Source organism: Bradyrhizobium sp. Leo170, from assembly GCF_004296405.1.
GTDB lineage: Bacteria > Pseudomonadota > Alphaproteobacteria > Rhizobiales > Xanthobacteraceae > Bradyrhizobium.
Window position 1 is genome coordinate 25,517 of the sequence record NZ_PSRR01000048.1, and the last position, 10,715, is coordinate 36,231.

General features: G+C 63.3%; 11 protein-coding genes. 3 read left to right on the forward strand and 8 right to left on the reverse strand.

Annotated features, from left to right (window positions below; all coding sequences use genetic code 11):
- Positions 1–69: 69 nt before the first annotated feature.
- Positions 70–1,602, forward strand: a complete 1,533-nt coding sequence (locus tag CWO89_RS11485) for a hypothetical protein (protein WP_130578727.1) — start codon at positions 70–72, stop codon at positions 1,600–1,602.
- 128 nt (positions 1,603–1,730) lie between these two features.
- Positions 1,731–2,627: a Crp/Fnr family transcriptional regulator gene (locus CWO89_RS11490; protein ID WP_349644876.1), complete on the forward strand. Its 897-nt coding sequence runs from the start codon at positions 1,731–1,733 to the stop codon at positions 2,625–2,627.
- A 26-nt stretch (positions 2,628–2,653) separates the two neighbouring features.
- Here CWO89_RS11490 and CWO89_RS11495 read toward each other — a convergent pair whose 3' ends face one another.
- The 3 genes from CWO89_RS11495 to CWO89_RS11505 form a co-directional block, all read right to left on the reverse strand.
- Entirely contained in the window at positions 2,654–2,851 is a 198-nt protein-coding gene (locus tag CWO89_RS11495) for a hypothetical protein (protein WP_130578729.1), read from the reverse strand.
- A gap of 131 nt (positions 2,852–2,982) precedes the next feature.
- The gene (locus tag CWO89_RS11500; RefSeq protein WP_130578730.1) at positions 2,983–3,456 is read right to left on the reverse strand and encodes a phasin family protein; all 474 of its coding nucleotides are present in this window, start codon (positions 3,454–3,456) and stop codon (positions 2,983–2,985) included.
- A gap of 458 nt (positions 3,457–3,914) precedes the next feature.
- On the reverse strand, positions 3,915–5,027 hold the full coding sequence (locus CWO89_RS11505) for a hypothetical protein (protein ID WP_130578731.1): 1,113 nt from the start codon (positions 5,025–5,027) through the stop codon (positions 3,915–3,917).
- 35 nt (positions 5,028–5,062) lie between these two features.
- Between CWO89_RS11505 and CWO89_RS11510 the strand changes: the two genes are divergently transcribed.
- Positions 5,063–6,595 carry an MFS transporter gene (locus tag CWO89_RS11510; RefSeq protein ID WP_130578732.1) on the forward strand — a complete coding sequence of 511 codons (1,533 nt, stop codon included), beginning with the start codon at positions 5,063–5,065 and terminating at the stop codon, positions 6,593–6,595.
- Between the two features lie 36 nt (positions 6,596–6,631).
- Here the strand turns inward: CWO89_RS11510 and CWO89_RS11515 are convergent, their stop codons facing one another.
- The 5 genes from CWO89_RS11515 to CWO89_RS11535 all read right to left on the reverse strand — a co-directional run.
- On the reverse strand, positions 6,632–7,348 hold the full coding sequence (locus tag CWO89_RS11515) for an MgtC/SapB family protein (protein WP_130578733.1): 717 nt from the start codon (positions 7,346–7,348) through the stop codon (positions 6,632–6,634).
- Between the two features lie 33 nt (positions 7,349–7,381).
- Positions 7,382–8,398: a WD40 repeat domain-containing protein gene (locus tag CWO89_RS11520; RefSeq protein WP_165421105.1), complete on the reverse strand. Its 1,017-nt coding sequence runs from the start codon at positions 8,396–8,398 to the stop codon at positions 7,382–7,384.
- Positions 8,398–9,450 carry a CobW family GTP-binding protein gene (locus CWO89_RS11525; protein ID WP_130578735.1) on the reverse strand — a complete coding sequence of 351 codons (1,053 nt, stop codon included), beginning with the start codon at positions 9,448–9,450 and terminating at the stop codon, positions 8,398–8,400. Before CWO89_RS11525 ends, CWO89_RS11520 begins: the two co-directional genes overlap by 1 nt.
- Positions 9,451–9,510: 60 nt before the next feature.
- The gene (locus CWO89_RS11530) at positions 9,511–10,383 is read right to left on the reverse strand and encodes a metal ABC transporter substrate-binding protein (RefSeq protein WP_130578736.1); all 873 of its coding nucleotides are present in this window, start codon (positions 10,381–10,383) and stop codon (positions 9,511–9,513) included.
- A gap of 5 nt (positions 10,384–10,388) precedes the next feature.
- A partial coding sequence (locus CWO89_RS11535) for a metal ABC transporter permease (protein ID WP_207234462.1) occupies positions 10,389–10,715 on the reverse strand: 327 nt, incomplete at its 5' end.

Consider the following 10,715-nt stretch of genomic DNA (forward strand, 5'->3'; position numbering starts at 1 on the left):
GCTGAAACGAAACGCTCGCGCCGTCCCTGGCGCGAGCTCGAGAGACGGCCTGACCCGCGGAGCCAAACCATGTCTAACCGACGAACCGGAAAGCAGCTTGCCCTTGGTGCTCTGCTGATCATCCTGCCCATGCTGTCTCCTTGCGGAGCAGCGAGAGCGCAGACCGTCAACTCGTTCGAGGGCGACCGCGGACCGGGTCAGGCGGTGTGCAAGTCGAACGGAGGGCCGATCCATTGTGATCGGGCGGAGATGGACGTTGCCGCGAGCGGCAAGCAGGTCGTGCAGGTCACGTGGCAGAACGTCAACGTGTACGACACTGCGGGCAAGCTCCTGAAATCCACGCCGCTGGCCGCACTGATCCGCAGTGCCGGGCTCGACCCGAACCCGGCCAAAGGCGGCGGGCCGTTCGAGCCGCATATCGTCTACAACGAGTTCATCGAGCGCTGGATCATCACCGTGACCTGCGCCAACGACTGCACGCTTGTGAGCGCCAGCGCCGACGCGACGGACTCGTGGGGTGGAACCTACCTGTCCTGCCTGCAGGGCGGCCCATGCCTCGACCGCAATCCCGGCATCAAGCTGGGCTACGACAAGAACGGCGTGTACATCTGCGGCGGGCACGCCGGCGACGACAATCCGAACACGGTGCCGGGCGTGTCCTACGACTGCTTTGCCGTGCCGCCGGTAGAGGTCAAGGCGATCGCGCAAGGCACAGCGCCACCCCATATCAACCGCGGCCACAACCTGCCGCTCGACATCGTCCCTGCGGTTGACCACGATCGATCAAAAGCCGCATCGGCTCCGGCGTTCTTTGCCAACAAGAGCTGCGACCACGCGGCGCAATACTCCTGCCAGCGCTCCACCAATTTCTCGTTCCACTGGATCGTGAACACGTTCACCTGGAATGGCGCCACCGGCACCTACAATGCCGGCGGCGCTCAGCAGGTGATCAAGACCGATATCGGCTCGAAGGAGAACAAGTGGCTCTACAACACACCGTGCTGCGGCCAGACCATGTCGATCCCGCAGGCCGGCAGCGACGTCACGCTTCGCGCCGCAACCAGCCACCGCCTGATGAATGTCGTCCAGCACGGCTCGCACTTGTACGGCGTCCTCGGCACTGGACCATGCACTGAGTCCTGCGGGGCGCAGGGCGCTGATGCCAACAATTTGCTGATCTGGATGGACCTCGATTGCTCGCAGCCGACCGCCTGCGTGGTCGGCCAGACGGCGAAGATTGCCAGCCCTGACAATCACCTGGAGTTTGGCACGATTGGCGCGGATGATACGGGGAACCTAGGCATCGTCGGCACGTCCTCAAGCGCGCGCACAAACCTGTCGGTGCTGCTCTGGACCCGCCGACAGGACGATCCGGCCAACACGTTCACCGGCCCGACGACGATCGTCGCGGGCGCGCATCCCTACACCTGCCCGAATGAGAGGAACGTGAGCCCGATGGGGAATTCGGTCGGCATCCTGACCGCGCTCGACCCCGTGGACCGCAAGACATTGTGGGCGACACAGCAATGGGCCAACGATGCCACCCCCTGCGTCTGGAACACGCGTATCGTCGGCTACAAGGTCGCGCCGGAGAAGCGGTGACGGCCCACGCCATAATCCGGGGTATTGACCTCCCAGCCGGCGTGGCGCACGCGCCCCTGGCGCTGCAGGCCCCATTTGGAACTTTCTTCGCGCGGCGTTTTTAGTGGTCCGGCGTGGTGGCTTAGTGCGTGTGCGTCCCCGGCACTAACTGCACTCCGTCTCTGGGAAGGAGCTTTCCCGCGATGGAGCATGAGACCAGGATTGAAAATCGACTTCTGGCCGCGCTGCCGCAAGCGGACCTGGATTTGCTTGCGCCCCATTTCCGGAAAGTGACGCTCAAACGCGACGCCGTCCTGGCGCGATCGGGCGATCTGATTGAGCAGATCTATTTCCCTTCCAGCGGGCTCGTCGCACACATTATGGACATGCCGAACGGACAAACGGTCGCCACCGCGATCGTCGGCAGAGAGGGCGCGGTAGGCATCCTTTCGGCGCTCGGACCGGCGCGCTCGCCGATGACGATGGTGGTTCGCGTCGCCGGAACGGCTTTGCAGCTCTCTCCGGCACGCTTCCATGCGGCGCTCGAGCACAGCCACGCCCTCAAGGCCGCCGTCAATAGGCTCAACAGGGCCCTGATCGTGCAACTCCAGCATGTTGCGGCTTGCAATGCGTTGCACTCAGTCGAAGCCCGGTTGGCTCATTGGCTGCTGCACATCCACGACCGGACCGAAAGCGACATGCTGCCGCTGACGCAGGAGACGCTTTCGGAGTTGCTGGGCGTGCGACGAACGACGGTGACCCATGTCGTATCCAAGCTCCGCGCGACGGGAGCAATCCGCTCCAATCGGCGAAGCTCGATCGAAATCGACAGGCCGCGGCTCGAAGCAGCGGCATGCGAGTGCTACGAACTCATGCGCAGCAGGATCGACCGTATTGTTTCGACGCACGAGATGACGCCGCACCGTCACTCTTGGCCTGCGCATGAGAGGCCTCGCACGCCCACCCCGCTGCCGACCGCCGAGAATGGAGTGCAGCACCGCGCGCGCCCCCACGGAGGGACCGCTCACCGTGCAAGGCACCGTTGAAGAACGGTTAGCTATGGCATGCTAGCTCAGCACACCCTCCTCGCTCCCTCGTCCGACTCGTAGACCCATGCTTCCTTGGCAAACCATTCATGGCTGGTCTGGCACATCGAGCAATAGGTGCGCGCGAAGAACACCGTACTGCATCGAAACTTCTCGCGATCGGCTTTGATGCCCGTTGGGATTGCGCGTCCCGTCTGCGGGCATTTGATCATGACGATACCCATCTTGGTCCTCCCTCAATGTCCCGAGTTGCTGCATCAGCAGCATTCCGCGGGCCATCGGCTGGACTCCGCCTCTTCTCGCGGGAGGCGCTTGTGTCCAGCCGATTCTCCGTGGCGCTTAAGAGAGGTTCGATCTAGGGACCTGTCCGCAGCACCCTGGCAAGGCTCTTCCTGATAGGCTCGGCAGTCTCCTTCGCCACTTCCCGAGTGAGCTCCCACAGTTCCTTGTTCTGAGCGGAGGTGACCTCAAAATTCTTGCGGCCATGCGTGGCCGATAGCTGGATGATCTCCGGCAGCGACTTCGTCCCCATCAGATGTGTGAGAAATTCGAGAGCGGAGCTGGTGTTCGTGCCCGAGATCTCGATCAACTTGGCCGCGTAGTCGGCGGCGCCTTTCGCGTTGGTCGAACAGGCTTCCTTGAGGATGTCAGCGATCTCGCCAGAAGCGGCCTTCATCCTTTCGCAATTCTCCTTTGCGCGCGCCATGCTTTGCTCGGCGATGCTGTGATACACTTCCGGCATCGCGAACAGCGGCATGTCGAATCCGCGCTTCGCATCATCACCGGCATTCGGATTGGCGTTCATTTCATTCGAATTCGCATTATTCACGGGTTGTAATCCTTTTCGAGCGAGACTGGAACCAACGGCAGTTCGATACGCATCCCGGCTCTCTCGAAGCGTGCGTGCTGCGAACGAGCCGGGAAGGATTTCCCAGATGGTCGGACCGGACGGGGTTGCCGCGCCGTGCCGACATCTATCGAACTATGGTCGACCAGCGCCGAGACTTCGGTTCGCTTTCTGACTCTCGAAACGTTTTTCGTGGGCAGGGACCGCCTCGCTCCGTCGTGAGCCGCAATCTCCGAGTGCGATGCAACAATCAGCGAAGCACATGACGCACAATATAGACAATATAGAACGTATGAATCGCGCTACCTGACCCTAATTGTAAGGGCGCACTCAAATCAGGACGCTGGCAGTCGCCGGTCGATGACAAGCGGCGGAGAAGCGGACATGCCTGCAGAGTCGGACCTGCGAGAAGCTTCTCAGATGAAACCGCCTCGCACCGGTTATTTGCTTTCCGTCAGGCAGCGGATGTGGTTCCAAGCGCGGCCCATAGGAGGCTTGCTTGCAAGGTCTTGTTCGTTTGCAACGTATTTTGCGACAATGTCGCGGAGCATTGGGTAATCTGGCTCGCCGTCGAACATTTGTAATGTCGCGTGCCGATCGGGTGTCAGCAGGTCGAGCGTGGGCACGGGAGGCCCGTCCCGCTTATTCAGCTCCGACAAGACCTTCTGAGTCATTTTGTTATGCTCGAGCACGATCCGCTGTCGATGATTCTTGATCGCTTCGGTCAGCGGTAGCGGCGGGCCCATTGGGGTATAGACTTCGAACATATAGCCGACGCCGAAATCACCGGCGACCTCGACGCATTGGTAGGCGTAGACCGTCGAGTCGCCGGCGCTAAATTGGTCGATCGCAAGAAAGGGGATCGCACGCACGCGCGGGTCGGTCGAAGCTCTCCAGAATGCCAGGTAGTCCTCGCGGCTGCGTTTGGCCTGCGCCTCGTCGCCGGCGACGCGCCATGCCAGCGCAATGATGGAACGCGTTGTATAATCGCTTGGATCTGCCTTGACGCGTCGCTCCATGTAGAGCGGGACCCGCCGCATGTCATGTGCGGCGGCCGCGGCCTGTGTTGCCTCCTTGTAGAGGGCGCTGTCCAGCGAGCCGGACAACGTCAGGTCGTCGTAGATCGGCAATGCCTCAGCAGGCTTCCCGGCGGCGGCGAGGGCGCGCGCCTGCGCGCGTCGGGACTCGATATTTTCCTCGGCTGCGACCGGCCCACCAATGCAGCAGATCGCAAGGAGCACAATTGCCATCACCGACCGCATCGGCTGTTGCCATTTCCGTGGAAACGGGGCGTAGGCTTGATGTACTCGCAACTTAAGATAGTTAAATACCACGTGCCACCGCCTCGGTTGCTTCGCGTGCGGCCGATCTATTGCATCTCGGCGCATCGCCAGCAAGACGTCGTGTGTGGCAACGCAAGCGTAGAGCGAGTGCCCGAGGAGCCGACTGGAATCGCTCAGGTCCCGCATCTCCTGGACCTCAATATCAGCAGTCCGGTAGCTGGCAGCCTTGAGCTTTTCCACCAGGTTGCCAACGGTGTACGTCAGGTGCACGGTAACCTGCGATCTCAGTCCTTCTCGGGCATCCAATGATTGGATTCACGCGGCCACCGTGCGACGCCGGGGTCATCGAGGCGACACCGGCTTTTGACGCCCCCCTGTCACAGAGACGCAAGTGGCTGACATTGGCGGCGACCGTCATTGGGTCCAGCATGGCCCTCCTCGACGGCTCGGTCGTGAACATCGCGCTTCCCGCAATCCAACAGGCGCTGAATGCGGATGCGGCGGCGACACAGTGGATCGTCAACGCCTACCTGCTGCTGCTCGGTGCGCTCGTGCTGATCGGCGGCTCGGCGGCCGATCTTTACGGCCGACGCCGGATTTTTGTTCTCGGGATCGCGGTCTTCACCGCCGCCTCCATCGTCTGCGGGCTCTCACCGAATATCATGGTGCTTATCGTCAGCCGTGCGGTTCAAGGTTTTGGTGCCGCGCTGCTAACGCCGGCCAGTCTGGCCATGTTAGGAGCGACTTTTGGCAAGGATGAACGGAGCCGGGCAATCGGGATATGGGCGGGCGCGGGTGCACTGATGATGGCGGCGGGTCCGATGCTGGGCGGCTGGCTCGTCGACCAGGTATCGTGGCGGGCGATCTTTCTCCTCAATGTCCCGCTCGCCATTGCCGCGGCCGGACTTGCGCTTCGCTTCGGCTGCGAAAGCAGCGATCCCCGGGCAAAGCAACTCGACTGGAGCGGCGCCGCCTCAGTCGCGATTGGCCTTGCTGCGATCACATGGTCTCTGAGCGCCATTCCGGCGTCGGGATTTCGCGACAAGACAGTGCTGGCTGCCCTGGGAGTGGGAGCTGCTTTCCTAATCTCGTTCGTTGTGATCGAAGCCCGTCTCCATGAGCGGGCGATGATGCCGTTGTCGCTCTATCGATCACGCGATTTTTCAGCAACCAATGCATTGACGCTGTTGCTCTACTTCGCGCTCGGAGGTGCGCTCTATTATCTGCCGTTCGGCCTGATCCGCGTCGGCGGCTACTCGGCGACCCAAGCCGGCGCGGCGCTGCTGCCTTTTGCCCTGATCATGGGATTCGGGGCGTCATTCGCTGGAACCATTGCGGACCGTTTGGGGCCGCGGCTGCTCCTCGCTGTCGGGCCCATCGTCGCGGCCTGCGGATTGGCGATGCTTGCTTTTGTCGATCTTAGGCAGAGTTACTGGATCAGCGTGTTTCCGTCGATGGTCCTGCTGGGCGTGGGGATGTCGATCACGGTTCCGCCGCTGACGTCGACTGTGATGGGCGCCGCCGGCGAAGCCCATGCCGGGATTGCTTCGGGCATCAACAACGCGGTCGCTCGCGTTGGCGGCCTGCTCGCGGTTGCAGCGCTGGGGACGGTGTTCTTTGCAAACTTCTTGCATGATCTTGCCGGAGCAACGCCTGCGCAAGCCAACGAGGCCCTGAATGCCGTGATGTCCGGACAGGCGGACGCTCATGCTGGGGCCATAGCCGCATTCGAGCGCGCGCTACGCACGATCATGCTGGTGCCCGCAAGTTGCGCCGCACTTGCCGGCCTCGCCGGTTGGGTGTGGATCGCGCCGCACCCCGAGCGTGCGGGCGCCTGAGACGCGCCCACCCTGTATACTGCCGCATCCCACGCGCTAATCGGTTGTGTTGACTTCCCAGGTGGCATGGCGGACGCCCGCCTGGCGCTGCAGGTCCACGGCGACGGCATTGAGTTCGTTGGGATTGACTGATGTGCTGACCAGCGTCGCCACGATCTCCAGCAGCTCGTCGCCGATCTCCTGGATCTCGACATCGGCAACCGGATAGCTGGCGGCTTCGAGCTTCTCCACCAATTGGTCGCGCATGTGGGGCAAGGCTTCGGTGGAGACTGCGAGCTTGAAATAGTAGGTCGCCTCCGACGCCAGTTCGTCGAGCGGAATGCGGTTGATGGCATTCACCAGGGGCCGCAGCAGCGTGTTGCCGGCAAGGATGAACACGGTGAGGGCCGCGGCTTGCGCCTCCATGTCGGCGCCGGCACAGGAGCCGACCGCGGCAGACGTCCACAAGGTGGCCGCGGTGTTGAGCCCGCGCACGTCCATGCCCTGCTTCATGATGACGCCAGCGCCGAGAAAGCCGATGCCCGACACGACATAGGCGATCACCCGCACGGCGCCGTCTGCGCCCGCCAGCCGCATCGCGAGGTCGACGAAGGCAGCCGCTCCGACCGCGACCAGTACATTGGTGCGCAGGCCGGCGGTGCGCTGGCGATATTGCCGTTCGGCGCCGATCAGCGTGCCCAGCACGAAGGCTGTGGTCAGGCTCATCAGCGTGTCGAAGAAATCAGCGAGTTGGAAGGTCGTCAGAAACCGCATGGCCCCTCGATACGGCTTGGACACGACAGGTGATTAAAACGCCAACAGACCCCCGTCGCCGTCTTCGTCCGCGAATGCCAATAGCGTACCCTTGGCGTTCCAGGCGAGCGCCGCGACAGGCACGCCCTTGTTTTGGCGGAGCAGGATCTCGGCCCCGTCCTCCATCCGCACCATCAGTACGGTGCCGTCACTGTAGCCGGCCGCCAGAATGTCGTCCTTCGGGTGGCAGGCGACGACTGCGACGCGCGCCTGCAATGGCGCCAGCATCGCCGGCTGCTTGCCCATCGGGCCGTCCTTGGAGGCGAAGGGCCAGATGATGACGGTGTCCGCGCCTGATGTGGCAAGCCCCTTGCCGCCGGCGCTCCACGACATCGAACGCACCCGGCCGGGATAGCCGCTCATGCGCATGTGCCTGTTGTCGGCAAGCCGCCAGCCATGCAACGCCGGCTCATGCATCGCGGTGACCAGGAATTTGTTGTCAGGGCTGAAGGTGACGGCGTGATGCGAGCCGGCCCATTCCAGGAATTCCGGCTTCGCCGCCATGTTGGGAAACCACAGCGTCGCGCCGCCATAATGGGCGATTGCGAGCCGGAGGCCCTTTGGCGCAAAGGCAAGGCCGCCGACGGTGGACGGCGCATCGAAGGACTTTTCCTCGCCCTTGGCCGGACGCACGAACGCGGTCTTGCCCACCGACCATGCCACCGCGCCATCGGAATGCAGCGCCACGGCATCGATCCAGCGCCGCTTCGGGTCGGTCGCCAAGGTCGAGACCTCGCCCTTGGCATTGAGGGCGACCAGCTTGCCGTCGTCACCGCCCATGACGATCCGCTCGCCATCGCAGACGGAGCAGAGGATTGCGCCGCCATGCACCGGCGTCTGCGAGACTTCGCCCTCCCCGCCGACGATGGCGACATTCTCCTCGGTGCCGATGAAGTGGGCGGTGTCGCCAAGGAAATGCACTGATGTGACGGCCATGCCGAGCGGCACTGGCCGTATCTGGTCGGTCATCGAAGCGATGGAGGGAACCTCGCCCGGGTCGAACTCGCTCATCACGAGACGATGCAGCGCTCAAAGCCGTCGCGGATCGCCTGCTCGGGCAATTCGCGGCCGATGAAGACCAGCCGGCTCTCGCGTGGCTCGTCCTCCTTCCACTTCCGCTGATGGTCGCCTTCCAGCATCATGTGGACGCCCTGGAACACGTAGCGGTCGTCATCGCCGGCGAAGGCGAGGATGCCCTTGGAGCGCAGGATCTTCTGGCCCTCGGTCGCCACCAGGTTCTGCAGCCACGGCATGAATTTCGTGGGGTCGAGCGCCTTGTCGGTGCGCAGCGACAACGACTGCATCTCCTCGTCATGGTAGTGCTTCATGCCGTGGCCGTGGTCATGGTGGTGATGGTCATGGCCATGGTGGTGATGATCATGGTCATGATCGTGATCGTGATCGTCGGCTTCCAGGAAATCCGGCTCGATGTCGAGAATGCGGTCGAGGTCGAAGGCGCCGCGCTCCAGCACGTCGGCCAGTTCCACCTTGCAGCGCTCGGTCCGATGCAGCTTGGCGTAGGGGTTGATGCCGCGGATGCGGGCCTCGACCTCGGCAAGCTCGGGCTTTGACACGAGGTCGGTTTTGTTCAGCACGATGACGTCCGCAAACGCGATCTGGTTCTTGGCCTCGGGCGCGTCCTTCAGGCGGTCGCTGAGCCATTTCGCGTCGGCCACCGTGACGACGGCATCGAGCCGGGCGTTCTTCTGCACGTCCTCGTCGACGAAGAAGGTCTGCGCCACCGGCGCGGGATCGGCCAAACCAGTGGTCTCGACGATGATGGCGTCGAACTTGCCCTTGCGCTTCATCAGCCCGTCCATGATGCGGACGAGGTCGCCGCGAACGGTGCAGCAGATGCAACCGTTGTTCATCTCGAACACTTCCTCGTCGGCCCCGATGATCAGGTCGTTGTCGATGCCGATCTCGCCGAATTCGTTGACGATGACGGCATATTTCTTGCCGTGGTTCTCGGACAGGATGCGGTTGAGCAGCGTGGTCTTGCCGGCGCCGAGATAGCCCGTCAGCACGGTCACAGGGATCTTTTGCGAAGAAGGTTCTGGCATGGCAACTCCGGGGGCGGAACTTGGAACGCGCTGCCCGGGCCGGCAGGGAGGGCCCCCGCCCTAGTGGCCAAGCGCGCTGGTCAGGGCCTTTATATTGTGCCTTACCATCGCAATGTAAGTGGGTGCCTCGCCCTTTTCGGCAGTGAGGCTGTCCGAATAGAGGGTCCCGCCGATCCTGGCCCCGGTCTCCTCGGAGATCCGCTGGATCAGGCGGGGATCGCTGACATTTTCGAGAAAAACCGCCGGAATTTTCGCTTTTTTGATCTGGGTGATGATGCCTGCGATATCGCGGGCGCTGGGCTCGGATTCGGTCGAGACCCCCACGGGGGCAATGAACTCGATGCCGTAGGCGGCCGCGAAATAGCCGAAGGCGCGGTGGGTCGAGATCACCTTGCGGCGCGCTTCCGGGATCGTCGCAACCGCCTGCCGGACTTCGCTGTCCAGCGCGTCGAGCTCTGCCAGATAGCTGTCCGCATTGGCGCGGAAGGCAGTCGCGTTCGCAGGGCTGGCGGCCGCAAGCGCGTCGCGGATATTGGCGACATAGATCTTGGCATTGGCGACGGACTGCCAGGCATGGGGATCGGGGGCGGAGCCGAGCTTGAGCGGCGTGACCCCGTCCGTCGCGGTGACGATGGTCGCCTTGCCGCCGGCGGATTGCACCAGCCGCGGCAGCCAGCCTTCCAGGCCGAACCCGTTGATGAAGAGCAGCTTCGCTTCCGCGACCTTCCTGGCGTCCGCCGGGTTCGGCCGGTACACATGGGCATCGCCCTCGGGGCCAACCAGCATCGCCACGTTGACGCCGTTGCCGCCGACATTGCGCACGAGGTCGGCGAGGATCGAGAAGCTCGCGACCACGTTGAGACGCTCCTGCGCGCGTGCCGGAGCGACAAGCGTGACGAGCGCGAGCAGCGCGAGCCAGAACCACCGTCGCATCGCCGCTAAGCCTCCAGATGCCGGCCGGGGAACATCTGGCGGACCAGTCCGCCGACATTGCCGAACAGGAGCGAGGCCAGATAGAGCCCGGCCGCGACCAGGATGATCGCGGGGCCTGAGGGAATCCGCGTCTGGAACGACAGCACCAGCCCGGCATAGCCCGAAAGCATCGCGCTTGCGACCGCGATGCAGATCATGCCGGTGATGTCGCGCGACCAGAACCGGGCGATGCCGGCCGGCAGGATCATCAACCCGACGCCGAGCAGCGTGCCGAGCGCATGAAAGCCGTTGACGAGGTTGACCACGACCAGCGCCAGGAACGCCAGATGCGC